Below are 25,053 nucleotides of genomic sequence, written 5' to 3'. Positions count from 1 at the left end.
CGCTTCTCTAATACTCAAAGTGAGGTCAACATTAGAAGGATACCTGTTCATGCGTACCCCATACTGCGTCGCCGATTACCTGCTGGACCGTCTTACTGATTGTGGAGCCGATCATCTGTTTGGCGTGCCGGGCGACTATAACCTGCAGTTTCTCGACCATGTAATAGACAGCCCCGACATCTGTTGGGTGGGCTGTGCCAACGAATTAAACGCATCGTATGCCGCTGACGGATATGCCCGCTGTAAGGGCTTCGCCGCGCTGCTCACAACATTCGGTGTAGGCGAGTTAAGTGCCATGAATGGCATCGCGGGAAGCTATGCCGAGCACGTTCCGGTATTGCATATTGTCGGGGCGCCGGGGACGGCGTCACAGCAACGAGGGGAACTGCTGCACCATACGCTGGGGGATGGGGAGTTCCGCCATTTTTATCATATGAGCGAGCCGATTACCGTCGCTCAGGCGATCCTGACCGAACAAAACGCCTGCTATGAAATCGACCGGGTTCTGACCACCATGCTCCGGGAGCGTCGTCCCGGCTATTTGATGTTACCTGCCGACGTGGCAAAAAAAGCCGCCACGCCTCCTGTAAACGCTCTCATACTTCACCATGCCCATGCCGACAGTGCCTGCCTGAAAGCGTTTCGGGATGCTGCGGAAAATAAACTGGCAACCAGCAAGCGCACCGCGCTGTTAGCTGATTTCCTTGTTCTGCGCCATGGACACAAGCATGCGCTACAGAAGTGGGTGAAGGACGTGCCGATGGCGCACGCCACGATGCTAATGGGTAAAGGGGTATTCGACGAACGTCATGCCGGTTTTTACGGCACATACAGCGGCTCGGCAAGCGCCGGCCCGGTAAAAGAGGCGATTGAAGGGGCGGATACGGTACTGTGCATCGGCACCCGTTTTACCGATACCCTCACCGCCGGTTTCACCCATCAGCTAACCCCGGCCCAAACGATAGAAGTTCAGCCTCACGCTGCCCGCGTCGGTGACGTCTGGTTTACCGGCATCCCGATGCTTCAGTCAATCGAAACGCTGGTGGAACTGTGCAAACAGCATGTGCATGATAAACCTGCGCCAGCTTCCCATCGTGCAATGAGCTTCCCTCAGCCGGAGGGCGCGCTGACCCAGGAGAATTTCTGGAAAACGTTGCAAACGTTTATTCGCCCAGGAGACATCATCCTTGCCGATCAGGGAACGTCGGCCTTCGGCGCCATTGACCTCCGCCTTCCGGCTGACGTGAACTTTATCGTCCAGCCGCTGTGGGGGTCTATCGGCTACACGCTGGCCGCAGCGTTTGGCGCACAAACGGCTTGCCCGAACCGGCGTGTGATAGTGCTGACGGGGGATGGCGCGGCGCAGCTGACTATTCAGGAGCTCGGGTCGATGTTGCGTGATAAACAACGTCCGATCATTCTGGTGCTGAACAACGAAGGGTACACGGTCGAAAGGGCCATCCATGGGCCGGAGCAACGGTATAACGATATTGCGCTCTGGAACTGGACGAACCTTCCTCAGGCGCTGAGTCTCGCGCCTCAGGCCGAGTGCTGGCAGGTGAGTGAGGCGGGCGAGCTGGTGGATGTGCTGGAAAAAGTGGCGCACCACGAGCGGCTTTCGCTGATCGAGGTCATGCTGCCGAAATCCGACATACCGCCGCTGCTGAGCGCGCTCACCAAAGCGCTGGAAGCGCGCAACAGCGCCTGATTACTTATCGTTTCGCCAGGCCATCATCATCGGTTTGCCCGCCAGCAGGAGCCAGGCGGGCAACATCACGATGCAGAGCAGCGGGAACAGCGTCGAATCCGGCACCACAACCGCCGCCATAAACAGGCTCAGCCATGCGTCACGCGTCACCACCAGAACCAGACCCAGAATCGAGCAGGAGACGGTAATTGCCGCCGGAACAGCATCCACATGTTCGTGCAACATCAGCCCCAGCGCCACGCCGACAAAGACTGCCGGGAAAATGCGTCCACCGCGGAAACCGCACGCAGCCGCGACGACCAGCGCCGCCAGTTTGATGACGGCAAACAGCAGATAGTCGGAAACGCTAAATACCTGACTGAATGCCAGCTGCTGCATCTCGTCCAGGCCTTTAAACAGCGTCACCGTCCCGCCGATGGTGCCTAAAATACCGAGGATCAATCCCCCTGTGCCCAGAATCAACACTGGATGCTTGAGTTTATGTACCAGCCGGTGCAGGCGCGGCAGACACCATACCGCGACCATCCCCAGCGCGATGGCAATTGCAACGACGATGGCACCGCTGAAAATATCCGCTATTCGCATCTCTCCGTAGTGGGGCAGAGAGAGGGAAAAGTGGGGATGGAAAAACAGACTGGTTGTTAGCGCGCCCGCCGCCGCGGCCATCAGGGGAGCAAACAGTTTGTCCCAGAGCGGGACATCATTGTTGCTGGTAAGCGTCTGTGAAAAAATCAGCGCGGCAGCGACGGGCGTGCCGAAAAGCGCCCCGATGGTGCCTGCGGAGGCGAGGATCGTCCAGTCCAGCGCACCCACGCGCGGTAAAATGCGTGAGCCCAGGAACACCGCCAGACCAATATTCACCGCCATAATGGGATGCTCGGGTCCGAGGCTGACGCCGCCCGCCAGGCCCACAATTAACGCGATGATCAACCCCGGCAGCGCAGAGGGCGGAACCGGGGCGCCAATCAGCGGCTCCAGCGCCGGGTCCGGTCCGGCGTGGCCGGGACTGAATCGGATCACCAGGCCTACCGCAATACCGGTTAACGTCAGCATCAAAATGATCCACGCTGAAGAATCAGCGGTGATCCCCAGTTTCGCCGGAAGCGCCGTCCATAGCAGGGCTTGCAGCACCGACGCGACTTTCATCACGACAATGAGTACCAGGCTTGACGCCACGCCAATGATGAGCGCCGGAATTGCCAGCAACAGCATGGTTCTGGCTCGCGGGTGGAGCATGATGATTTCCTTGTACAAAACGGTATAACGTTACTCTGCACAATCAGCTTTATGGCAATAGTGCAAAAGGTGCTGAAACGGTAAAGTTATTCTGTGACGAAGATCGATAATCCATGGGCATTCACCTTCCAGTCGTTGTTGTTATCACGCCTTGAATTTACAGTGTCCCAAAGATTTATTCTGACTTTAGCGGAGCAGTAGAAGAATGACAAAGTATGCTTTGGTAGGTGATGTGGGCGGCACGAACGCGCGCCTCGCATTATGCGATGTAAGTAGCGGTGAAATTTCCCGGGCGAAAACCTACTCGGGGCTGGATTATCCCAGCCTTGAGGCCGTTGTCCGCGTCTATCTGGATGAACATCAGGTGAGCGTCGAGGATGGCTGCATTGCCATTGCCTGCCCGATAACTGGCGACTGGGTCGCCATGACCAACCATACCTGGGCATTCTCTATTGCAGAGATGAAAAAGAACCTCGGTTTTGCGCATCTGGAAATCATCAATGACTTCACCGCCGTGTCTATGGCGATCCCGATGCTCAAGCCAGAGCATCTGATCCAGTTCGGCGGCGCTGAACCGGTCGAAGGCAAGCCGATTGCGGTTTACGGTGCCGGTACCGGCCTGGGCGTTTCGCATCTGGTGCATGTTGATCGGCGCTGGGTAAGCCTGCCGGGTGAGGGCGGTCATGTAGACTTTGCGCCAAACAGCGAAGAAGAGGGCATTATTCTCGAAGAGTTACGCGCTGAGATCGGTCACGTCTCTGCCGAGCGCGTCCTGTCTGGACCCGGGCTGGTGAACCTGTACCGTGCAATTGTGAAATCGGACGGACGTCTGCCGGAAAACCTGCAGCCGAAAGACGTCACCGAACGCGCGCTGGCGGACAGCTGCATCGACTGCCGTCGTGCTCTGTCGCTGTTCTGCGTCATCATGGGGCGTTTCGGCGGCAACCTGGCGCTAACGCTGGGCACCTTTGGTGGGGTCTATATTGCGGGCGGGATTGTGCCACGCTTCCTCGACTTCTTTAAAGCTTCAGGTTTCCGCGGTGGGTTTGAAGATAAAGGACGCTTCAGAAGCTACGTGCAGGATATTCCTGTTTATCTTATCGTGCATGATAACCCTGGCCTGCTGGGTTCGGGTGCCCATCTGCGTCAGGTTCTCGGGCAAATCCTCTGACACAGAGCCCTCTCCGCCGGGAGAGGGCGTTTTACAGGTGCATCAACTGACGGAACTCTTTCACCTTGCTGCGGCTCACCGGCACCTGAAAATCCAGATCCTTGAGACGCAAAATATAGGTATTGTTAAACCACGGCTCGATCTCGCGGATCTTATTTAAATTCACGCAGAACGAACGGTGGCAGCGGAAAAAGTGTGCCGACGGCAGCTTGCCACAGAATTCGGTAATGTTCATCGCCATGACAAACGATTCCCGCCGCGTATAGACAAACGTCATCTTCTCATGCGCTTCGGCGTAGTAGATATCATTCACTGGCGTCACGATGATGCGTTCATCCTTGACCAGATTAATGGTGTCGTTTTCCCGTACCGTCGGGCTGGCGGTGACCGGAGCGCTCTGTTGCTGCCATGCGGCCTCCAGCTTTTGCAGCATGCTGACAATCCGCGACTCCTGGTAAGGTTTCAGAATATAGTCAAACGCCTCCAGTTCGAAGGCCTCAACGGCATGCTCTTTCCAGGCGGTAACGAACACAATAAACGGCTTGTGGGCAAACTGATTGATGTTTTGCGCCAGTAAGACGCCGTCCAGCGAAGGAATATTAATATCCAGAAAAATGGCGTCGACCCGGTTATGCTGCAAAAATTTCAGCACGTCCAGCCCATCGTCAAAGATACCCACAATCTCCATCTGACTGTGGGTTTTGATGAGCCAGGTGAGCTCCTGTTGAGCCAGAATTTCATCTTCAACGATAATGACTTTCATATTACTCACCCTGAGGTAACAGTGATGCCGTCGCATGAACAGGGGAGCGTTCATTCGGGACGTAAAAAGCGATTTCAGTGCCGGGTTCAAGACGGTGAATATGCAGCCCATCGCCGTAGAGCAGCTTGACCCTGTGATGCACATTCAGCAGCCCGATTTTATTCCCCGGCATCTCATTAGACTCCACGCGCTGGATGACTTTTGGGTCAATCCCGTGGCCGGTATCGCGCACGGCGATACGCACCCGGTTGCCGCTTTCGGTGATGCTAATGGTAACCACACCTTTGCCTTTACAGGGCTGAATACCGTGAACTATGGCGTTTTCGACCAGCGGCTGGATCAGCAGGCTCGGGATCACGCAGTTGACCTCTTCATCAATATCGTAAATGACCGTCAGTTTGTCGCCAAAGCGCGCCTGCTCGATCGCGATGTAGTCTTTAATCTGATACAGCTCTTTTTTGATGTCGATCTGCTCGTCATCCTTCAACTCAATGTTGTAGCGCAGATAACGCGACAGATTGAAAATCAGCTGGCGCGCGGTGTCCGGATTCAAACGAATCGAAGAGGAGATGGCGTTTAACGCGTTAAACAGGAAATGGGGATTGATTTTGCTCTGCAGCGCGCGCAGTTCTGCCTTATTTGCCATCTCGCGTAACTGTTCCGCCCGGGAGACCTCAAGCTGCGTGGAGATGATCTGCGACAGACCTATCGCCATCTCCTGCAGCGTTGAGGTGATCTGATGCGCGTGACAGTAATAAATTTTCAGCGTGCCCGTCACCACGCCTTTCTCCCAAAGCGGGATCACCAGCATAGAGTGGATCTCCGGCGTTCGGTGGGCTTCATCATTGTTTTTAATAATGATTTTACCGTAGTTAATCGCTTGTCTGGTGGTCGGGCTTATCGTGTCATCATTGTCGCGGTAGTTGTGCTCGCCAACGCCGACGTAAGCCAGCACGTGGTCAATATTGGTGATAGCGACGGCATCCGCGTGAATGTCGTGGCGAATAATCTCGCAGACTTGACGCAGCGACTCCGCGTTAACGTGGCGGAAAAGCGGCAGCGTTTTGTTGGCGATATCCAGCGCCAGCTTGGCCTGGCGAGCGGCACTGGCCTCTTTTTCCCCTTCCACACTCTGCACCAGCAGCACGATAAAACCGATGCACACGCTACCCAGAATCATAGGGATACCGATTTTCGAGACGATATCCAGCCCCAGCGCGGTCGTGGGAGCCCAGACGACAACCAGGATCATGGTCAGCGTTTCGCACACCATGCCTGCGAGGATCCCGGCGCGCCAGCGCTGCTTTTTCGGGATTTTACGGCTGATCCAGCCGGATAGTACCCCGGCGATAATGCTGGTGATAAAGCACGGCACCGCCGTGACGCCGCCGATATCAATCAGGTAGCGATGGGTTCCGGCAATCACGCCGGTGATGACACCTACCCACGGACCAAACAAAATTCCGCCAGACATGACGGCGATAATCCGCACGTTAACCAGCGAGCCCTCTACCGGCACGCCGGACCAGGTGCTGAACAGCGCAAAGAGCGAAAAGATAGCGGTGACGGCCAGCAGTTCTTTCGGCGAGTGAGCAGATTTATGCAACAGCTCGCGAAACAGGCGAATGCGAATAAGGAAGAACAGGCAAATCAGCATTAATGCTGCGCGATCAAAAACCGCCAGCAGCATAGTGAATATTTCGTGCACGAGCAGACCTGGGAAAACGGGAAAGAACCATGATAAAAAACCTGGGGCATATTGACCAGCTATCCGTCAGGTTTATCAAATGAGGAAAAACCCTGTTTTAGAAAGGGGATTATCGAATGAGGATTGATACCTCCCGATTCTTTCCTGCTGTCGCATCGTCCGGTAACTGTTTTGATATCATTGTGTTAAACAATAGATAACGGAAAGCCGATATGAGTCCCCCTCCTTCCGCTTTAAGGCGTACCCGTGTTCCGGTTTTCATGGGGTTCTCTTTTTTTTCATTTCCCTCTCGACAGCGTGATTTTTTTCAGGTTATTTTCTAAGCATGTCACATCAGTGGCAGCGTCGCTCGGACGGTCCGGGCGCTAACGTTAATCTGAGGAATCTATGGCTGAATTCAGTCCTGAACGCCGTTTTACGCGTATCGATCGTCTCCCCCCTTATGTTTTCAATATCACCGCTGAACTGAAAATGGCTGCGCGTCGGCGCGGCGAAGACATCATTGATTTCAGCATGGGCAACCCTGACGGCCCCACGCCACCGCATATCGTTGAGAAGCTCTGCGCGGTTGCCCAGCGTCCGGATACGCACGGCTACTCAACCTCGCGCGGTATTCCCAGATTACGCCGCGCGATCTCGCGCTGGTATCAGGATCGTTATCAGGTTGATATCGATCCTGAGAGTGAAGCCATTGTGACCATCGGCTCGAAAGAGGGGCTGGCGCACCTGATGCTGGCCACGCTGGATCACGGTGATACGGTACTGGTTCCCAATCCGAGTTACCCAATCCATATTTACGGCGCGGTGATAGCCGGGGCGCAGGTACGTTCTGTACCGCTGGTGGAAGGCGTCGATTTCTTCAACGAACTGGAGCGCGCAATTCGCGAAAGCTATCCGAAACCCAAGATGATGATCCTGGGTTTCCCGTCCAACCCGACGGCGCAGTGTGTGGAGCTCGATTTCTTTGAGAAGGTTGTGGCCCTGGCTAAGCGTTATGACGTGCTGGTGGTACATGATTTGGCGTATGCGGATATCGTCTATGACGGCTGGAAAGCGCCTTCAATCATGCAGGTACCGGGGGCGCGTGACGTGGCGGTAGAATTCTTTACCCTGTCGAAAAGCTACAACATGGCGGGCTGGCGTATTGGTTTTATGGTGGGTAACAAAACGCTGGTGAGTGCGCTGGCGCGAATCAAGAGCTATCACGATTACGGCACCTTTACGCCGCTACAGGTTGCCGCTATTGCGGCGCTTGAAGGCGATCAGCAATGCGTTCACGACATTGCAGCCCAGTATAAACGCCGCCGCGACGTGCTGGTAAAAGGGTTACATGAAGCGGGCTGGATGGTGGAAATGCCGAAAGCGTCCATGTACGTCTGGGCGAAAATTCCGGAGCCGTATGCGGCAATGGGATCGCTTGAGTTTGCTAAAAAACTGCTGCAGGACGCGAAGGTGTGTGTTTCACCGGGCATTGGCTTTGGTGATTACGGTGACACCCATGTGCGCTTTGCTTTAATCGAAAATAGCGACCGTATTCGTCAGGCGGTGAGGGGCATCAAGAGTATGTTCCGGGCCGATGGCCTGCTCTCAACAAAGAGCGTCTCCGAACACCCCGCATCATCATGACATAAAAAGACAGGAGCCTATGGCTCCTGTCTTTTTGACTGCATGTTCTTCACTAGATCATCAGGGCAAAGGTTCCGGCCCAGACTAAAACGATCACCGAAATGCCCATAAAGAAATATTTCACGTTTCATCGCTCCGCGTATCTTGTGGTACGCATTTTAAAACAGAGTCCAACTGAGTATAGAGAACTGAAATCCGGCCAAAACGGAAATGAGAATTTTCCCGCTATGCCGCCGACTCCAGCTCAGAATTCTGTGCTTTCCTGTAGCCAGACGGCGCTAATGTACGCCTAAAAAAGAGGGGTGACAAGAGAGATTTTTTTAAATAATTTCCGACACTTACGGGTGTCGTGGAACGGCGACAGTTTGATTTCGCAAGGCAATAAATTCACTTTGAGCGACGTGACGAAAAACCGTTACACGGGGTTATTACAGGTGATTGAAAAGGTTAGTTTCTTATCGAAACTAACCGTCGCGCGGGACTTAAATATAGAGCGAGGCTTCGCCAAGTGGGCGCGTTTTGAAACGGCGATGCATCCAGAGATATTGCTCTGGCGCGCGCATGATTTCAGTTTCGATGACCTTGTTGATAAACGCTGCGGCTTCGCATTCGTTTTCCGGATAGTTGGCCATTTCAGGAGAGATGTGCAGACGATAGCCTGATTTATCCGCTTTTCTCACCATCGTCACGGTCAGCATGGCGGCGCCTGACAACCGCGAAATCACAAAGGTACCGTTGGTTGTCGCCACGTCTTTAACGGCAAAGAAGGGGGCAAAGCTGCTGCCTTTACGTCCATAATCCTGGTCAGGGGCAAACCAGACGGCTTCACCTTTCTTCAGGGCACCGACCATTCCACGCAGATTATTACGGCTGATCATCGCTTTATTGGAACGCATGCGGCCGCGCGTCTGTACCCACTCCATTACCGGGCTATTGTGCGGTCTGTAGGTCGCCATCATTGGCTGGCAAAGACCCATCACCCGGCCACCCAACTCCAGCGACATAAAGTGAACGCCCACAACCATCACACCGCGGTTTTGCAACTGCGCGCGTTTAAGGTTGTCCAGCCCTTCGACATCAAACCACTTGCGGACGCGTTCATCCGACCAGAACCAGGCCATACCGGTTTCGAGCAGCGCCATACCGATAGATTTAAAGTTTTCAGAGATCAATTTTTCGCGCTCTTCAGCATTGTACTGAGGAAAGCAAAGCTCGATGTTTTTGCGCGCGATGGCTTCGCGACGTTTCAGGAAATAGCGAGAGGCGCTGCCCAGTTTCGACCCCAGCAAACGCAGCACAGGGTAGGGAAGTTGCACCAGCAGCCAGAGTACGCCAAGACCAAACCATGTAAACCAGTAACGCGGGTGTAAAAACGCACGTTCAAATTTGGATTGAGACAAGATAGTAAAACCTATGTGAAGCCTGTAAAGGTAGCGCAGCGTGTGCGATACGACGTGCCATTAAGACCGTTCTTCAAGGTGATGGTTTCAGGCTTTACCGAACTTTACGGCGTTGCCTGACCACTGCTGATTTGGGTGGGCGGCGTAATGTAGCACCGTTATACGTTATGTGCTATTACTCGTTTTTGATTAAAAAAGCGGCAGCCAAGGAGGTGGTTGATTTTACAGTTTTTATAGGCAGTCAGTCATGAGAACACCTTCCACCTGAGTCGGGCAGGAAGCCTCTTCGAGAGAGGATGGATTAAAAGCGCTATTTTTTTGTGGCAGATTCCGTATTCAAATTTTTTTTTACCTCTTCGTTTAATAAATAAGAATTTTCTTTGTGAAAGTTCTTATTTATTATTCATCCAATGAATGGAGCGCCTGAGTCCATAATTTATTCATCTTTCCTTTTATCGAGTCTAAAGCAGTTCTCTCCTGTGTTTTTGATATAGTGCTGTGATGCAAATCAAAACAATATTGTTTTTTTAGCATCTGACTGGCTGCAACCTCTTTTACGATACAAATATTTGTTTTACAGAAAAAGAGGGTGATGCTGCCAACTTACTGATTTAGTGTATGATGGTGTTTTTGAGGTGCTCCAGTGGCTTCTGTTTCTATCAGCTGTCCCTCCTGTTCAGCTACTGACGGGGTGGTGCGTAACGGCAAAAGCACTGCCGGACATCAGCGCTATCTCTGCTCTCACTGCCGTAAAACATGGCAACTGCAGTTCACTTACACCGCTTCTCAACCCGGTACGCACCAGAAAATCATTGATATGGCCATGAATGGCGTTGGATGCCGGGCAACCGCCCGCATTATGGGCGTTGGCCTCAACACGATTTTCCGCCATTTAAAAAACTCAGGCCGCAGTCGGTAACCTCGCGCATACAGCCGGGCAGTGACGTCATCGTCTGCGCGGAAATGGACGAACAGTGGGGATACGTCGGGGCTAAATCGCGCCAGCGCTGGCTGTTTTACGCGTATGACAGGCTCCGGAAGACGGTTGTTGCGCACGTATTCGGTGAACGCACTATGGCGACGCTGGGGCGTCTTATGAGCCTGCTGTCACCCTTTGACGTGGTGATATGGATGACGGATGGCTGGCCGCTGTATGAATCCCGCCTGAAGGGAAAGCTGCACGTAATCAGCAAGCGATATACGCAGCGAATTGAGCGGCATAACCTGAATCTGAGGCAGCACCTGGCACGGCTGGGACGGAAGTCGCTGTCGTTCTCAAAATCGGTGGAGCTGCATGACAAAGTCATCGGGCATTATCTGAACATAAAACACTATCAATAAGTTGGAGTCATTACCATGTCTGACAGTTTTCAGAATGAAGTGCCTAAGGCACGTATTAACCTGAAGCTTGACCTGCATACTGGCGGAGCAAGCAAGAAAATGGAATTACCCTTAAAACTGCTTGTTGCCGGTGATTTCAGTAATGGTCAGGATGCTGCGCCAATATCTGAGCGTGAAAAAGTTAACATCACCAAAAATAATTTCGACAGTGTTCTTTCCGAATATTCCCCAAAAGTTAATCTGAGCGTCAAAAACACCCTGTCAGATGATGGTGGTGAGGACAATATTGAGCTGACTTTCCAGAGCATGAAAGATTTCACGCCAGAGCAGGTGGCTGCCCAGATACCACAGCTGAAGGCGATGCTGGCGATGCGCAACTTACTCCGCGATCTTAAGGCCAACCTGTTGGATAACCAGACTTTCCGAAAAGAGCTGGAAAAAATCGTTCTTGACCAGTCGCTTAGCGCTGAATTGCGCAATGAATTATCCGCACTGGCACCCAAAAAAGCTTAACCATCACGATGTTTTAACGGATTAATCAAGGAATGCTCATGTCTGTACAAAATAATATTGCTGGCGGTGAAAGCATGGTGCTGGAACGTCCTGCTGCGGGTGGGGTTTACGCCTCCCTGTTTGAGAAAATCAACTTAAGTCCCGTCTCTGAATTGAGCGCCCTGGATATCTGGCAGGACGCGCAGGCGATGTCGGATGCGACCGCTGATGAACGTCTGACGGCAGGTATGCAGGTCTTCCTGGAATGTCTGACCAAAGCCGGTGCGAAAGTCGAAAAACTGGATAAAAGCCTGATTGATCACCACATTGCTGAACTCGATTACCAGATCAGCCGTCAGCTGGACGCGGTAATGCACCATGAGGAGTTTCAGGCAGTTGAAGGTCTGTGGCGCGGAGTGAAGTCGCTGATTGATAAAACAGATTTTCGCCAGAACGTGAAAATTGAGTTGCTGAGTATGTCTAAAGAAGACCTGCGTCAGGACTTCGAAGACAGCCCGGAAATCATCCAGAGTGGTCTGTATAAACACACCTATATTGATGAATATGACACCCCAGGCGGCGAGCCAATTGCGGCACTGATTTCCGCATACGAGTTCGATGCTTCAGCGCAGGATGTCGCGCTGCTGCGCAACATCTCTAAAGTATCCGCTGCTGCGCACATGCCGTTTATCGGCTCTGCAGGTCCAAAATTCTTCCTTAAAGAGTCCATGGAAGACGTCGCTGCGATAAAAGATATTGGTAACTATTTTGACCGCGCAGAGTACATCAAGTGGAAATCGTTCCGCGATACCGACGACGCTCGCTATATCGGCCTGGTCATGCCGCGCGTACTGGGACGTTTACCGTACGGACCAGATACCGTTCCCGTTCGCAGCTTCAATTATGTCGAAGAGGTCAAAGGTCCGGATCACGACAAATACCTGTGGACGAATGCCTCGTTTGCCTTTGCTTCCAACATGGTGCGTAGCTTTATCAATAATGGCTGGTGCGTACAGATTCGGGGTCCGCAGGCCGGTGGTGCGGTTCAGGACTTGCCTATCCATCTTTACGATCTCGGTACCGGTAATCAGGTAAAAATCCCGAGTGAGGTCATGATCCCCGAAACCCGCGAATTTGAGTTTGCGAATCTGGGCTTCATTCCTTTGTCCTACTACAAAAACCGCGACTATGCCTGCTTTTTCTCGGCTAACTCAAGCCAGAAACCGGCGCTGTATGACACCGCAGATGCAACGGCTAACAGCCGCATCAACGCGCGTCTGCCGTATATCTTCCTGCTGTCGCGTATCGCCCATTACCTGAAGCTGATTCAGCGCGAAAACATCGGTACCACGAAGGATCGCCGTCTGCTTGAACTGGAGCTGAATACCTGGGTTCGCAGTCTGGTCACTGAAATGACCGATCCGGGCGATGAACTGCAGGCGTCTCACCCGCTGCGTGATGCGAAAGTGGTTGTCGAAGATATTGAAGACAACCCGGGCTTCTTCCGCGTGAAGCTGTACGCGATCCCTCACTTCCAGGTCGAAGGCATGGACGTCAACCTGTCACTGGTTTCCCAGATGCCGAAGGCGAAATCGTAAGGCGAGGGGTAATCAGGGATGAAAATTTACCGCCCACTTTGGGAGGATGGGGCCGCTCTGGCCCCGCAACAATTCCAGCAGCAAGCTCGCTGGGATGAAAACGTTGCCTACATGGTCGCTGGGATGGTTATTTCTCATCCCTGGGGGGTGATTGCTGCAGAGTTTGATGATGCCGCGCTTGCGCTTGCGCGTCTGAATGCTATCCGTCTGGTGGTGCGTTTCCAGGACGGCACGATTGTTGATACGGATCTGGCGGATAATCTTCCCCCGGTCTGTGATTTATCAGCCGCAAATGGCTCTGAGACAGTTGAGGTGGTAGCCGCATTGCCGCTGCTGAGCGCCAGTGGTGGTAACCTTGATAACGGACAGGACAGTGAACGCCCGCGTCGCTGGAAAGCAGAGCGTGTGGTAGTCCAGGAACTGGCCGGGTATGAAAGGGGGGAACTGGCTATTCTACGTAATGCCATCACTCTGCGTTTGTCCACTCAAGAAAATACCGCATACCGGACTATACCGCCCTGCGTGATGAGCTGAGTAAGCTCACCCATCCGGCGCGTCCAGACGTTAACTGGCGGCATGTCGAAAAACTTTGTCTTTCACTGTTTGAGCAGAACGGCGTGGAGCTTCAGACGCTGGCCTGGTACACGCTGGCTCGGACGCAGCTGGCCGGATTATTCGGGCTCAATGAAGGTCTGGCGATACTGGAGGCGCTGATTAGTCATCAGTGGGGGGCGATGTGGCCACAGCCGGTTCATGCCCGCATGGAAATCCTCAGCAGCCTGAGTCAGCGTCTGCAGCAACGGATGCGCTCGCTCCCGCTCAATTACAGCGACCTCAGCCAGCTGTACCAGGCTGAGCAACGGCTCACCGCGCTGGGGGAGGTGCTGCAGCGCCTGGAGCTTAAGCATCATAGCCAGCTGGATACGTTGCGTACCCTGATGCACAACAGTGCTGTCCGGCTGGAAAACAGCGAGGGAGCAACCGTCTCTGCCAGTAGTCCTGTTGAAGAAGATAACGCCCGGAACGAAGCAGTAAAATGGGTGTATGTCGCACAGTCGGAGTACCCGGCGAATGTTGACGTTCAGACGGCAATACCCGGTCAGATGAAAAAGTGGAAATCTTTCGTCGCCGGCATGGGGACCATGCTGGTGATAAGCGCACTTGCATTATGGGGGTGGCAGTATCTTCACCGTACTGACCCGCTACAGGCTCAGCTTGCAGCCTCATTGTCACCTTTGCCTGCACCTCTGTCACCTGAACAGCTTAAAACGTTGCGCCAGCAATCTTCGTTACCGAAAACAGCGATCGCGCAAACGCAGCAGCAACTTGCCCTGCTGGATAAATTGCCTCTCGACTGGAGTATGACTTACAGCCGAAAACTCACGGAACAGGCTGAGATGTTGTGGCCGGAGCAGGCTAAGCCTCTGGTTCAGCAGTGGCAGCAGCAACGGAATGCCGCGGCGTTACCAACAGAACAACTGAACGGCTGGCATCAGGGGATGGCAACGCTGGAGAAGTTGAGTCACCGCCTGAACGGTCTGGATGAGCAGAAGGGGAAATACATGACCGTCAGTGAGCTGAAGTCAGTGGTTTTTTCCGCTATGCAGTCATTTAATCAATCGATACCGGCTGAAGAACAGCTCCGACGACTGTCGCAGTATCCTGCTGGAAATGTACTTCCTGAAGGGGAGAAGACTCAACTTGAGCTGCATTTAAAACAACTGGCAACGCGTTATGCTCAAATAAAACAGGACGCCTCTGTTCAATGAGTTGATGGGGCGAAATTGGCTGAAAAAAGAGAGAAAGGTCAAAGTGTCCCCTGCAGGAATCGAACCTGCAACTAGCCCTTAGGAGGGGCTCGTTATATCCATTTAACTAAGGGGACGAGGCGGCACGAGTATAGCGTTATTTACACTTTGCGTTAAGCGCATCGCCGCCTGACTGCTCAAAGAGTCACCATTCAGCCCGTTTTTTTTGCCGAATTGCCCTCATTCTCCTGCGCCTTTAGCTCAGCTTTGCGTTTGTTAGACATGTCGTTACGGATTTGTGCATGGCTTAACAGCGCGAAGATAAACGTTCCGCCGCAGATATTCCCGGCCAGAGTCGGAAGGGCGAACGGCCAGAAAAAATCAGTCCAGTGAAGCGTACCATTAAAGACCAGATAAAGTATTTCAACGGTACCGACCACAATATGCGTGGTGTCCGCCAGGGCAATCAGCCAGGTCATCAGTATGATCACCACAATTTTGGCGCTGCCTGCGGAAGGAAACATCCACACCATCGTGGCGATAATCCAGCCGGAGATGATGGCGTTTGCGAACATTTCGGCCGGCGTGTTTTTCATCACGTCCATGCCAATTTTCACAAACGCATCCCGGGTAGGTTCATCAAAGATCGGCATATATTCAAACGCCCAGGCGGCGATACCCGTGCCTATAATGTTACCCAGCAGGACCACGCCCCACAAACGCAACAATAAACCGAAATTGCCGAGGGTTGGATTTTGCATCACTGGCAGAACGGCAGTCACCGTGTTTTCAGTAAACAGCTGCTGGCGGGCCATGATGACAATAATAAAGCCGAAGGTATAGCCGAGGTTCTCCAGTAAAAAACCGCCGGGGACACCCTCAAGTTGAACATGAAATATCCCTTTTGCGAGCAGTGACGCGCCCATTGACAGTCCCGCAGCGATGGCTGACCAGAAGAGGGCCATGGCATCGCGCTCCATCTCCTTTTCGCCATCCTGGCGTATATGTTCGTGAATTGCCATCGCGCGGGAGGGGAGGCGATCTTCATCAACTTCTATCTTCTCGCCGCGCGCTTTCTCCTCGCTCTCAATTTCAATATCCTCTTTGCTCTCTGCAATTTTGTCTTCACCCACTTCTTTCATAACGGCTCCCGGAGGTTGATCTTTCTTTTAAGCGTAGCGGCTTTTATCAGGATGCCTGTGGGGATGCTCTTAAATTGGCGGCAATGACAACAAAGGTGAGACATCTCTTTCAAAGGCATTATAAAATTGCCAGCGAAACGAATTCCAAAAGCCAGGCTATGCTGAGATCAGAGCCACGGTGTTTATTGCCCGTGCTTGTGCTCATAGACATCGGTAAACGTGCTGTTACAATCACTTGCACGTTTACAGACGGAGCGCCAGATGCTTCGTTACGGATGGCAATCAACGATAGCCATACTGAACAGGGAGATATTTATGAAACTTCGGCTGTCGGCGCTTGCGCTGGGCATGACGATGCTTGTGGGCTGCGCCAGCTCCGGGGAGCAAACGGGACGCTCCGATCCTCTCGAAGGATTTAACCGCTCCATGTATAGCTTCAACTACAACGTGCTGGATCCGTATGTGGTTCGGCCGGTGGCAGTGGCATGGCGCGATTATGTTCCACAGCCTGCGCGTAATGGGCTAAGCAATTTTACCAGCAACCTCGAAGAGCCCGCGGTTATGGTGAACTACTTCCTGCAGGGTAACCCGTATCAGGGGATGGTGCACTTTACCCGCTTCTTCCTGAACTCCATTCTGGGGATGGGCGGCTTTATTGACGTCGCAGGCATGGCGAACCCGAAACTGCAGCGTGAACAACCGCACCGCTTCGGCAGCACCCTGGGGCATTATGGCGTAGGTTATGGTCCGTATGTCCACCTGCCGTTCTATGGCAGCTTCACCGTGCGTGATGATGGTGGCGATATGGTCGATACGTTGTATCCGGTCCTGTCGTGGCTGACCTGGCCGCTGTCGGTGGGTAAATGGACGGTGGAAGGGATTGAAACCCGCGCGCAACTGCTCGACTCAGACGGTCTGCTGCGCCAGTCTTCCGATCCTTACATTATGGTGCGTGAAGCATACTTCCAGAATCACGATTTTATTGCCAACGGTGGCAAGCTGAAGCCGGAGGAGAATCCAAACGCGAAGGCTATCGAAAACGAACTCAAAGATATCGATTCGGAATAAATAAAAAAGGTGAGCGATGCTCACCTTTTTCGATTTCAGTGCGCTTAGAACGCGTAGTTAAAGTTCGTACCGAACAGCCAGGCTTTACCTTCAGAGGTAAACTCGTACGGACCTTCCTGGAACGTCACTTTCTGACCGTGCATATAAGATACGCCCGCATCGATGGACGCATTCTCGTTGAACGCATATGTCGCACCAGCACTTAACCAGAAGCGGTCCTGATCCGGAATGGAAATGGAACGTTTGTCTGCCGGAACCGGGCTGTCGTCAAATGCGATACCGGAGCGGAAAGTCCAGTTTTTATCGTAGTAGTAGGTGGTACCCAACGCAATACGATAGGCGTCGTGGAAGCTTTCATCCTTATAGAACAGCGTTTGACCATTGTTGCCGGTTGCTTTCAGCTCCTGGAACTGGCTCCAGCTGGTGTAGGCCAGGCTATAGTGAATAGCCCATTGTGGTGCCACGCGGTTGTAACCGGAGACTTCCCACATTTCTGGTAAATGCAGCGACAGTGAACCTGGAACTGTCTGGTTTGAAGTACCCCATGGAATGGTGGTACCCGCGCCTGGAACCAGGTTGTTGACTGGCGCCAGGATGCCGCTCTTGTAATCGCCGTCGAAGTCAATTTTCACTTCGGAACGATAGGTCAGGCCCCAACGGTTGTTTTTGTCCAGCTCATACAGGATACCGGCGTTCCAGCCATAGCCCCACTCATCACCTTTCAGGCTGGCAATTTTATTGCTGTTTTTCGGCAGGCTGGCAGTCTGCTCGCCGGAGTAACGCTCAATTTTTGCATCAGCGTAGACGGCATCAAAGCCCAGACCAAAGCTCCAGCTGTCGTTCAGACGATAAGCACCGCTCAGGTTCAGGTTCAGCGTCGTAAGATCGGTTTTACCGCCGTATTCACCTGCCGGATAGTTGTTATTGAATTCAGTTGCAAGGCCGTAGTTGGACGTGACGGACGCCCCCCAGCCAAATTGCTCATTAATAGGTGCAACGAAGTGCAGGTTGGGTACCCATGCGGTCGGGGCAATATTGTCCGCTTTCAGGCTCGCACCTGTGTAAGGCGACTTGCCAGAAATGTTGACATCAGGATCGATATATACCGCACCCGCAGAGAAGGTCGGGCGATCGAACATCATGATCAGTGCAGGGTTACGGCTGGCGTTACCTGCATCATCAGCAATTGCACCTTCCCCAGAATACGCGCGGCCAAGGCCAGAGGAAGAAAATTCGTTTAACTGAAAGCCCGCTGACCAGGCGGAAGTGGAGACGATTGCCACTGCGACTGCCAGCGCAGTCTTGTTGAACAGGGTTTTCTGGCTCATGACCATAACCTCATTGAGTTATTTTTATTCAATAATTGTTACATACCGTAACAGGAGCGCGAAGTGTAGGGTCTGAGGTTTGACAGACAAATCAGACCAGTGGCCAGAGTATAGGTCTGACCAGCTGGGATGTTGCAAGTTTGTTTATTAATATTTTCAAACATGTTTCATGAAACGAGATCTGGTTGGCAAAAATGTGACCATCGCGACTCAGTCAAAAGGGTGGTTTTTGTTTTAGATCATTTTTTAGTGTGATATTGGTCACTTATCCGATTTTGCGCCATTAACGGCTGGAGAGAGCCTGCGCCGGGGCGTAAAATAGCAGCATCGTGTTTATCTCGCGCGCTGCGCGAATACAGAGGAAATTGAGCTATGAGTAAATGCAGTGCTGATGAAACCCCGGTTTGCTGCTGTATGGATGTTGGCACCATCATGGACAACTCCGATTGCACAGCGTCTTACAGCCGTGTGTTCACCAACCGCGCTGAAGCGGAAGAAACCCTGTCCGCGCTGAGCAAGCGTGCGCGTGATGTTGAATCCGATCCGTGCGAAATCAAATCTACCTTCACCGAGGTGGACGGCGGCGTGAAGCTGGATATTGACTTCGTGTTTGCCTGCGAAGCAGAAACGCTGATTTTCCAGCTGGGCCTGCGTTAATTCCTGCGGGCTGGTGCCCTCACCCCGACCCTCTCCCACGGGAGAGGGTGCAAACACTAAAAACGGTAACCTACGGGTTACCGTTTTGCTTTTACCTCGGGGCATTTTCTTTTTCTTCTCTGTGTCTTACCTCGCACTTTTTCGTTTCCCCAATTGGCTGAATGTAAAAAAATGGTTAAGACTATTATCAGGTCAGACCACTTAACGTTTGCGTCAATTTTTTACAGGGGAGTGTTATGAGTCAGGCATTACCGCTTATTACCCGTCAGGGCGATCGCATTGCCATTGTCAGTGGTTTGCGTACGCCGTTTGCGCGTCAGGCAACGGCGTTTCATGGCATACCGGCTGTCGATCTGGGGAAAATGGTGGTGGGGGAGATGCTGGCTCGCAGCGAAATTCCGCCTGAGGTCATTGAACAGCTGGTTTTCGGCCAGGTGGTTCAGATGCCTGAAGCTCCCAATATTGCGCGAGAAATTGTCCTCGGCACCGGGATGAGCGTTCATACGGATGCCTATAGTGTCAGTCGCGCCTGTGCGACCAGTTTCCAGGCGGTGGCTAACGTGGCGGAAAGCCTCATGGCGGGCACCATTCGCGCCGGGATCGCCGGAGGCGCCGATTCCTCTTCGGTACTGCCTATTGGCGTCAGTAAAAAGCTGGCCCGTATTCTGGTGGATGCAAACAAAGCCCGCACGACCGGTCAGAAGCTCAAACTCTTCTCGCGTTTACGTCTGCGCGACCTGATGCCTGTACCCCCTGCTGTCGCAGAATATTCTACCGGCCTGCGCATGGGCGATACCGCGGAACAGATGGCGAAAACCTACGGCATTACCCGTGAGCAGCAGGACGCGCTGGCGCATCGTTCACATCAGCTGGCGGCGAAAGCCTGGTCAGAGGGCAAGCTCACCGACGAGGTGATGACCGCTTACACGCCTCCTTATCGGGAACCTCTGGTTGAAGACAACAATATCCGCGGTACCTCGACGCTGGCGGATTACGCCAAACTGCGTCCGGCGTTCGACCGTAAACATGGCACCGTGACTGCGGCCAACAGTACACCGTTGACGGATGGGGCAGCCGCCGTGATCCTTATGACCGAATCCCGCGCGAAAGAGCTGGGCATCACCCCTCTGGGCTATTTGCGCAGCTATGCCTTCACCGCCATTGATGTCTGGCAGGACATGTTGTTAGGTCCAGCCTGGTCCACGCCGCTGGCACTGGATCGCGCAGGGCTGACGCTGGCTGATTTAACCCTGATTGATATGCACGAAGCCTTCGCCGCACAAACCCTGGCAAACGTACAGCTGCTGGCAAGCGAGCGTTTTGCACGTGATGTGCTGGGGCGCGCCCATGCCACGGGTGAAGTGGATCAAAGCAAATTCAACGTGCTGGGTGGTTCGATTGCCTATGGTCATCCGTTTGCGGCGACTGGGGCGAGGATGATTACTCAGACATTACACGAGCTACGTCGCCGCGGTGGCGGGTTTGGCCTGGTGACCGCCTGTGCGGCGGGTGGCCTGGGTGCTGCAATGGTTCTGGAGGCTGAATAATGGAAATGACATCTGCATTTAACCTGACGGTTCGCCTCGATAATGTCGCCGTAATCGCCATTGATGTGCCTGACGAAAAAATGAATACCCTGAAGGCGGAGTTTGGCACTCAGGTTCGCGCGATGCTCAGGCAGATCCGCGAAAACAAGGCCATTCGCGGTCTGGTGTTTATCTCGGCCAAGCCGGATAACTTTATTGCCGGGGCCGACATTAACATGATCGCCCGGGCGCAAAGCGCGCAGGAAGCGGAAGATCTTGCGCGTCAGGGGCAGCAGGTAATGGCCGAGATCAACGCGCTGCCGATCCCGGTGATTGCCGCGATCCACGGTGCTTGTTTGGGTGGTGGACTGGAGCTGGCGCTGGCCTGCCACAGCCGCATTTGTACTGACGATGCGAAAACCGTTCTGGGCCTGCCGGAAGTGCAATTAGGTCTCCTGCCTGGTTCTGGTGGCACGCAGCGTCTGCCGCGCCTGGTAGGGGTTAGCACCGCGCTGGAAATGATTCTCACCGGCAAGCAGCTGCGCGCCCGTCAGGCGCTGAAAGCCGGTCTGGTTGACGATGTCGTTCCCCACGCGATTTTACTGGAAGCTGCTGTAGAACTGGCGCTGAAAGGTCGCCAGCCAAAACGTCCTCTTCCGGTGCGAGAGCGTGTGCTGGCGGGTCCTCTGGGAAGGACGATCCTGTTCAACATGGTGGGCAAAAAGACCGAACAAAAAACCAAAGGCAACTACCCGGCGGCGAAACGAATCCTGGAGGTGATTGAAACCGGGTTATCTCAGGGAAGCAGTAGCGGCTATGCCGCTGAAGCCAAAGCCTTTGGCGAGCTGGCGATGACGCCGCAGTCACGGGCGCTGCGCAGCATCTTCTTCGCCAGCACAGAGGTGAAAAAAGATCCGGGCAGCGAGGCTGAGCCTGCTCCGCTGCGTGCAATTGGCGTGCTCGGGGGTGGACTGATGGGCGGCGGCATTTCTTTCGTTACCGCAAGTAAAGGGAAACTGCCGGTACGCATCAAAGACATTAACCCTAAGGGAATCAACCACGCGCTGCAGTACAGCTGGCAGAACCTTGATCAAAAGGTCAAGCGCCGCCATATCAAGGCAAGCGAGCGTGATAAAACCCTGGCGATGATCTCCGGCACGACGGACTACAGCGGTTTTGCGCATCGCGATCTGGTGATTGAAGCCGTATTTGAAGATCTGGCGCTCAAGCAGCAGATGGTGGCGGACGTTGAACAGCATTGCGCGCCGCATACCATTTTTGCCTCGAATACGTCGTCATTACCCATCGGCGATATCGCAGCGAAAGCCGCGCGTCCTGAGCAGGTGATTGGTCTGCACTTTTTCAGCCCGGTAGAAAAAATGCCGCTGGTGGAGGTGATCCCTCACGCCACAACCAGCCCGCAAACCATCGCTACCGTGGTGAAGCTGGCGAAAAAACAGGGCAAAACCCCCATCGTGGTTGCGGACAAAGCCGGTTTCTACGTCAACCGTATTCTGGCGCCGTACATCAACGAAGCGATGCGGCTGCTGACGGAAGGGGAGAAGATTGAGCACGTCGATGAGGCACTGGTAAAGTTTGGCTTCCCCGTTGGTCCTATCCAACTTTTGGATGAGGTGGGAATAGACACCGGCACTAAAATTATACCTGTACTGGAAGCCGCTTATGGCGATCGTTTTGCGCCGCCTGCAAATATTGTTTCTGCAATTTTGAAGGACGATCGCAAAGGCAGAAAAAATGAACGCGGTTTCTATCTTTACGGCGCGAAAGGGCGTAAAAGCAAGAAACAGGTCGACCCTTCTGTTTATGGGCTTATCCCGACCTCAGGTCAGGGGAGACTCTCCGCCGTTCAGTGTGCTGAACGTTGTGTGATGATGATGCTCAATGAAGCGGCACGCTGCTTTGGTGAGCAGGTGATCAAGAGCGCACGGGATGGCGACATCGGCGCCGTATTTGGTATTGGTTTCCCGCCGTTCCTTGGCGGCCCGTTCCGTTACATGGATACACTCGGCGCGGGTGAAGTGGTGGCTATTTTGCAACGTCTGGCAACGCAATATGGCCCGCGGTTTACACCGTGTGACGAATTATTGCAGATGGCGGAACGGGGCCAGACATTTTGGCCTGCAAGGGAAACTGTCCTCGTAAGCTGAGGTCAAAGAAGGGTAAATCCCGACGTGAATGAACCTGTTCTGGCGATTTTGTAAACAGAGATTGACTATACTTACGCCATTGAGGTAAAAAACAGCGTTTCATTCACCGAATGGATCAGGCACAATGCCCGGCCATCGGGTTTTCTACCTCAGAGCATTTATCGCGGGTAGTCAACGCCGGTGATTCTGGTTAACAAAAGCGGTGCAATATGCAAGTTTTTATCATGCGTCACGGCGACGCGGCACTCGATGCCGCCAGTGACTCAGTACGTCCTTTAACAGTCTGTGGTTGCGACGAATCTCGTCTGATGGCAACCTGGCTTAAAGGCCAAAAAGTGGATATCGAACGCGTTCTGGTGAGTCCGTTCCTGCGTGCTGAACAGACGCTGGACGTGGTAGGGGAGTGTATGAACCTGCCATCCAGTGTCGATGTTCTTCCTGAACTGACGCCATGCGGTGATGTCGGCCTTGTCAGCGCCTACCTTCAGGCACTGTGCAATGAAGGTGTCGCTTCCGCACTGGTCATTTCCCACCTGCCACTGGTTGGCTATCTGGTTTCTGAGTTGTGCCCGGGCGAAACGCCGCCAATGTTCACCACATCCGCCATTGCCAACGTCACCCTCGACGAAACCGGCAAAGGGGTCTTTAACTGGCAAATGAGTCCGTGCAACCTGAAGATGGCAAAAGCTATCTGACGTGACGTGCGACAGGGCGGGGTGCAAATGTGCTTCCCGCCATGCTGTCAGGGCAACTCAGGCGGTTGCCACTCCTCAACTTCTATCAACACCAGCAATGCGGCATCTCCGCCGTACTCTTTGGGTGCCTGATGAAACGCCATAACATGTGGATGCTGAGCCAGCCACAGCGGCGTTTGCTGCTTAAGAATATGTTTCCCATGGCCGTGCATCACGCAGGTGCAAAACACGTGTTCGCGGCGACAGGCGGCGATCAGTGCCCCCAGCTCCTGTTTCGCCTGCATCTGCGTTAACCCGTGCAGATCGAGAAACAGCTCCGGTGAATAATCTCCCCGACGTAATTTTTTCAGCTCAAAGTGGCTGACGTCCTCGCGCACGTATTTCACCGCGCCCTGCGTATTCAGCAGCGGTTGAAACTCATCTGAAAAATAGTGGCTGTTATCCGCCTGCTCCTGCAGCAGTCGTTTGACCGGAACGTCGCTGATTTTTTTACGCTGCGGGCGATGGACAATGGTGTCCTGCGTGATTTTACGCGTCCCGGTCATCAGCTGGCGGAAGAGAGCCTGATCCTCCTCGCTGAGCGATGTTTTCTTTTTCATTCGTCACTCTCATCTCGTATTTCCGATAGTGTACCCGACTAAACGCATTTTTTAACCTCAAGCGCGACGCGTCATTGCTGATTTATCGCCGTCTTCATGGCAAACTAGCCGCCGAAAATTATGCGAGCATGCCCTGGAGGAAAGAGTGGATAAAATATTTGTCGATGAAGCAGTAAACGAGCTGCATACCATACAGGACATGTTGCGCTGGTCGGTTAGCCGCTTCAGCGCCGCCAACATCTGGTACGGTCATGGTACCGATAACCCGTGGGATGAGGCCGTTCAGCTGGTGCTGCCGTCTCTTTATCTGCCGCTGGATATTCCGGAAGACATGCGCACCGCGCGCCTGACCTCCAGTGAAAAACACCGCATTGTTGAGCGGGTGATCCGCCGCGTCAACGAACGCATTCCGGTCGCCTACCTGACCAACAAGGCCTGGTTCTGCGGCCACGAATTCTATGTTGATGAGCGCGTGCTGGTGCCGCGTTCACCGATTGGTGAGCTGATCAACAACCACTTTGAAGGCCTGATTCACCATCAGCCGCAGCACATTCTGGATATGTGCACCGGCAGCGGCTGCATCGCGATTGCCTGCGCCTATGCCTTCCCGGAAGCGGAAGTGGACGCCGTCGATATCTCTACCGACGCGCTGGCCGTCACCGAGCACAACATTGAAGAGCACGGCCTGATCCATCACGTTACGCCAATCCGCTCGGATCTGTTCCGCGACCTGCCGACGCTGCAGTACGACCTGATCGTCACTAACCCGCCGTACGTCGACGCGGAAGACATGTCCGATCTGCCAAATGAATACCGTCATGAGCCGGAGCTGGGTCTGGCGTCAGGCACTGACGGCCTGAAGCTGACCCGCCGCATTCTGGCCTGCGCGCCGGATTACCTGACCGACGACGGTGTTCTGATTTGTGAAGTGGGCAACAGCATGGTACATCTGATAGAGCAGTACCCGGATGTGCCGTTCACCTGGCTTGAGTTCGATAACGGCGGTGACGGCGTCTTTATGCTGACCAAAGCGCAGCTGCTCGACGCGCGCGAATACTTCAGTATCTATAAAGATTAAT

General features: G+C 53.6%; 21 protein-coding genes, 1 tRNA gene and 1 pseudogene. 14 read left to right on the top strand and 9 right to left on the bottom strand.

Annotation, left to right across the window (positions count from 1 at the left end; all coding sequences use genetic code 11):
• Nucleotides 1-49: 49 nt before the first annotated feature.
• Complete coding sequence (ipdC, locus tag BFV64_RS16045) at nucleotides 50-1,708, top strand: indolepyruvate decarboxylase (protein ID WP_069602276.1); 1,659 nt, start codon at nucleotides 50-52, stop codon at nucleotides 1,706-1,708.
• Here ipdC and BFV64_RS16040 read toward each other — a convergent pair whose 3' ends face one another.
• Nucleotides 1,709-2,944 (bottom strand): ion channel protein, encoded by a 1,236-nt coding sequence (locus BFV64_RS16040; protein ID WP_014884720.1) that lies wholly within the window; start codon nucleotides 2,942-2,944, stop codon nucleotides 1,709-1,711.
• Between the two features lie 205 nt (nucleotides 2,945-3,149).
• Here BFV64_RS16040 and glk point away from each other — a divergent pair, with 205 nt between their 5' ends.
• Complete coding sequence (gene glk / locus BFV64_RS16035) at nucleotides 3,150-4,115, top strand: glucokinase (protein ID WP_014884719.1); 966 nt, start codon at nucleotides 3,150-3,152, stop codon at nucleotides 4,113-4,115.
• A gap of 31 nt (nucleotides 4,116-4,146) precedes the next feature.
• Here glk and BFV64_RS16030 read toward each other — a convergent pair whose 3' ends face one another.
• Both BFV64_RS16030 and BFV64_RS16025 read right to left on the bottom strand, forming a co-directional pair.
• Nucleotides 4,147-4,878, bottom strand: a complete 732-nt coding sequence (locus BFV64_RS16030; protein WP_045269731.1) for a LytR/AlgR family response regulator transcription factor — start codon at nucleotides 4,876-4,878, stop codon at nucleotides 4,147-4,149.
• Between the two features lies 1 nt (nucleotide 4,879).
• The gene (locus BFV64_RS16025; protein ID WP_059372470.1) at nucleotides 4,880-6,586 is read right to left on the bottom strand and encodes a sensor histidine kinase; all 1,707 of its coding nucleotides are present in this window, start codon (nucleotides 6,584-6,586) and stop codon (nucleotides 4,880-4,882) included.
• A gap of 387 nt (nucleotides 6,587-6,973) precedes the next feature.
• Here BFV64_RS16025 and alaC point away from each other — a divergent pair, with 387 nt between their 5' ends.
• Complete coding sequence (gene alaC / locus BFV64_RS16020; RefSeq protein WP_045134540.1) at nucleotides 6,974-8,212, top strand: alanine transaminase; 1,239 nt, start codon at nucleotides 6,974-6,976, stop codon at nucleotides 8,210-8,212.
• Between the two features lie 52 nt (nucleotides 8,213-8,264).
• On the opposite strand, the gene ypdK is transcribed toward alaC, so the two are convergent.
• Nucleotides 8,265-8,336 carry a membrane protein YpdK gene (gene ypdK / locus BFV64_RS25490; RefSeq protein ID WP_099458937.1) on the bottom strand — a complete coding sequence of 24 codons (72 nt, stop codon included), beginning with the start codon at nucleotides 8,334-8,336 and terminating at the stop codon, nucleotides 8,265-8,267.
• 358 nt (nucleotides 8,337-8,694) lie between these two features.
• Nucleotides 8,695-9,615, bottom strand: a complete 921-nt coding sequence (gene lpxP / locus BFV64_RS16010) for a kdo(2)-lipid IV(A) palmitoleoyltransferase (protein ID WP_087529900.1) — start codon at nucleotides 9,613-9,615, stop codon at nucleotides 8,695-8,697.
• A gap of 640 nt (nucleotides 9,616-10,255) precedes the next feature.
• On the opposite strand from lpxP, the gene BFV64_RS16005 reads away from it, so the two are divergent.
• From BFV64_RS16005 to BFV64_RS15985, 5 genes and pseudogenes are all read left to right on the top strand, one after another.
• Nucleotides 10,256-10,953 (top strand): IS1-like element IS1B family transposase gene (locus BFV64_RS16005; RefSeq protein ID WP_095033700.1). Its coding sequence is split into 2 segments (ribosomal slippage): nucleotides 10,256-10,505 and nucleotides 10,505-10,953, totalling 699 coding nucleotides; the frame shifts between segments, so codons are not numbered across the junction.
• Between the two features lie 15 nt (nucleotides 10,954-10,968).
• A complete protein-coding gene (gene tssB / locus BFV64_RS16000) occupies nucleotides 10,969-11,466 on the top strand; it encodes a type VI secretion system contractile sheath small subunit (RefSeq protein WP_014884714.1) in 498 nt (165 codons plus the stop codon).
• Nucleotides 11,467-11,498: 32 nt separating this feature from the next.
• Entirely contained in the window at nucleotides 11,499-13,043 is a 1,545-nt protein-coding gene (tssC, locus tag BFV64_RS15995) for a type VI secretion system contractile sheath large subunit (protein WP_014884713.1), read from the top strand.
• Between the two features lie 18 nt (nucleotides 13,044-13,061).
• Nucleotides 13,062-13,559 (top strand): annotated as a pseudogene (gene tssK / locus BFV64_RS15990) (type VI secretion system baseplate subunit TssK); the annotation flags it as partial.
• Complete coding sequence (locus BFV64_RS15985; RefSeq protein ID WP_069602275.1) at nucleotides 13,544-14,812, top strand: VasL domain-containing protein; 1,269 nt, start codon at nucleotides 13,544-13,546, stop codon at nucleotides 14,810-14,812. The pseudogene tssK and the gene BFV64_RS15985, both read left to right, overlap by 16 nt.
• 44 nt (nucleotides 14,813-14,856) lie before the next feature.
• Here the strand turns inward: BFV64_RS15985 and BFV64_RS15980 are convergent.
• Nucleotides 14,857-14,928, bottom strand: a tRNA-Arg gene (locus tag BFV64_RS15980).
• 75 nt (nucleotides 14,929-15,003) lie between these two features.
• Nucleotides 15,004-15,933: a formate/nitrite transporter family protein gene (locus tag BFV64_RS15975; RefSeq protein ID WP_014884689.1), complete on the bottom strand. Its 930-nt coding sequence runs from the start codon at nucleotides 15,931-15,933 to the stop codon at nucleotides 15,004-15,006.
• A gap of 315 nt (nucleotides 15,934-16,248) precedes the next feature.
• On the opposite strand from BFV64_RS15975, the gene mlaA reads away from it, so the two are divergent.
• Nucleotides 16,249-17,001 (top strand): phospholipid-binding lipoprotein MlaA, encoded by a 753-nt coding sequence (gene mlaA, locus BFV64_RS15970; protein WP_014884688.1) that lies wholly within the window; start codon nucleotides 16,249-16,251, stop codon nucleotides 16,999-17,001.
• Between the two features lie 44 nt (nucleotides 17,002-17,045).
• On the opposite strand, the gene fadL is transcribed toward mlaA, so the two are convergent.
• A complete protein-coding gene (fadL, locus tag BFV64_RS15965) occupies nucleotides 17,046-18,329 on the bottom strand; it encodes a long-chain fatty acid transporter FadL (RefSeq protein WP_014884687.1) in 1,284 nt (427 codons plus the stop codon).
• A gap of 372 nt (nucleotides 18,330-18,701) precedes the next feature.
• Between fadL and BFV64_RS15960 the strand changes: the two genes are divergently transcribed.
• The 4 genes from BFV64_RS15960 to sixA all read left to right on the top strand — a co-directional run bounded on the left by BFV64_RS15960 (nucleotide 18,702) and on the right by sixA (nucleotide 23,375).
• Nucleotides 18,702-18,986 (top strand): YfcZ/YiiS family protein, encoded by a 285-nt coding sequence (locus BFV64_RS15960; protein ID WP_014884686.1) that lies wholly within the window; start codon nucleotides 18,702-18,704, stop codon nucleotides 18,984-18,986.
• 236 nt (nucleotides 18,987-19,222) lie between these two features.
• Complete coding sequence (gene fadI / locus BFV64_RS15955) at nucleotides 19,223-20,533, top strand: acetyl-CoA C-acyltransferase FadI (protein ID WP_032635967.1); 1,311 nt, start codon at nucleotides 19,223-19,225, stop codon at nucleotides 20,531-20,533.
• Entirely contained in the window at nucleotides 20,533-22,680 is a 2,148-nt protein-coding gene (fadJ, locus tag BFV64_RS15950; RefSeq protein WP_045269245.1) for a fatty acid oxidation complex subunit alpha FadJ, read from the top strand. The genes fadI and fadJ overlap by 1 nt, the downstream gene beginning before the upstream one ends.
• Before the next feature lie 209 nt (nucleotides 22,681-22,889).
• On the top strand, nucleotides 22,890-23,375 hold the full coding sequence (gene sixA / locus BFV64_RS15945; protein WP_014884683.1) for a phosphohistidine phosphatase SixA: 486 nt from the start codon (nucleotides 22,890-22,892) through the stop codon (nucleotides 23,373-23,375).
• A 47-nt stretch (nucleotides 23,376-23,422) separates the two neighbouring features.
• Here the strand turns inward: sixA and smrB are convergent, their stop codons facing one another.
• A complete protein-coding gene (gene smrB / locus BFV64_RS15940; RefSeq protein ID WP_045281766.1) occupies nucleotides 23,423-23,974 on the bottom strand; it encodes an endonuclease SmrB in 552 nt (183 codons plus the stop codon).
• 145 nt (nucleotides 23,975-24,119) lie between these two features.
• Here smrB and prmB point away from each other — a divergent pair, with 145 nt between their 5' ends.
• Complete coding sequence (gene prmB / locus BFV64_RS15935) at nucleotides 24,120-25,052, top strand: 50S ribosomal protein L3 N(5)-glutamine methyltransferase (RefSeq protein ID WP_014884681.1); 933 nt, start codon at nucleotides 24,120-24,122, stop codon at nucleotides 25,050-25,052.
• The last annotated feature ends 1 nt before the right edge of the window (nucleotide 25,053 follow it).

The sequence above is a fragment of the Enterobacter kobei genome (assembly GCF_001729765.1).
Lineage (GTDB): Bacteria > Pseudomonadota > Gammaproteobacteria > Enterobacterales > Enterobacteriaceae > Enterobacter > Enterobacter kobei.
This window is presented reverse-complemented; position numbering and strand designations above follow the sequence as displayed.

What these genes read in the sequence shown, in the direction of transcription:
- ipdC (WP_069602276.1), top strand. Translation starts at nt 50, where the DNA reads ATGCGTACCCCATACTGCGTCGCCGATTACCTGCTGGACCGTCTTACT.
- BFV64_RS16040 (WP_014884720.1), bottom strand. Translation starts at nt 2,944, where the DNA reads ATGCTCCACCCGCGAGCCAGAACCATGCTGTTGCTGGCAATTCCGGCG.
- glk (WP_014884719.1), top strand. Translation starts at nt 3,150, where the DNA reads ATGACAAAGTATGCTTTGGTAGGTGATGTGGGCGGCACGAACGCGCGC.
- BFV64_RS16030 (WP_045269731.1), bottom strand. Translation starts at nt 4,878, where the DNA reads ATGAAAGTCATTATCGTTGAAGATGAAATTCTGGCTCAACAGGAGCTC.
- alaC (WP_045134540.1), top strand. Translation starts at nt 6,974, where the DNA reads ATGGCTGAATTCAGTCCTGAACGCCGTTTTACGCGTATCGATCGTCTC.
- tssB (WP_014884714.1), top strand. Translation starts at nt 10,969, where the DNA reads ATGTCTGACAGTTTTCAGAATGAAGTGCCTAAGGCACGTATTAACCTG.
- tssC (WP_014884713.1), top strand. Translation starts at nt 11,499, where the DNA reads ATGCTCATGTCTGTACAAAATAATATTGCTGGCGGTGAAAGCATGGTG.
- BFV64_RS15975 (WP_014884689.1), bottom strand. Translation starts at nt 15,933, where the DNA reads ATGAAAGAAGTGGGTGAAGACAAAATTGCAGAGAGCAAAGAGGATATT.
- mlaA (WP_014884688.1), top strand. Translation starts at nt 16,249, where the DNA reads ATGAAACTTCGGCTGTCGGCGCTTGCGCTGGGCATGACGATGCTTGTG.
- fadL (WP_014884687.1), bottom strand. Translation starts at nt 18,329, where the DNA reads ATGAGCCAGAAAACCCTGTTCAACAAGACTGCGCTGGCAGTCGCAGTG.
- BFV64_RS15960 (WP_014884686.1), top strand. Translation starts at nt 18,702, where the DNA reads ATGAGTAAATGCAGTGCTGATGAAACCCCGGTTTGCTGCTGTATGGAT.
- fadI (WP_032635967.1), top strand. Translation starts at nt 19,223, where the DNA reads ATGAGTCAGGCATTACCGCTTATTACCCGTCAGGGCGATCGCATTGCC.
- fadJ (WP_045269245.1), top strand. Translation starts at nt 20,533, where the DNA reads ATGGAAATGACATCTGCATTTAACCTGACGGTTCGCCTCGATAATGTC.
- sixA (WP_014884683.1), top strand. Translation starts at nt 22,890, where the DNA reads ATGCAAGTTTTTATCATGCGTCACGGCGACGCGGCACTCGATGCCGCC.
- smrB (WP_045281766.1), bottom strand. Translation starts at nt 23,974, where the DNA reads ATGAAAAAGAAAACATCGCTCAGCGAGGAGGATCAGGCTCTCTTCCGC.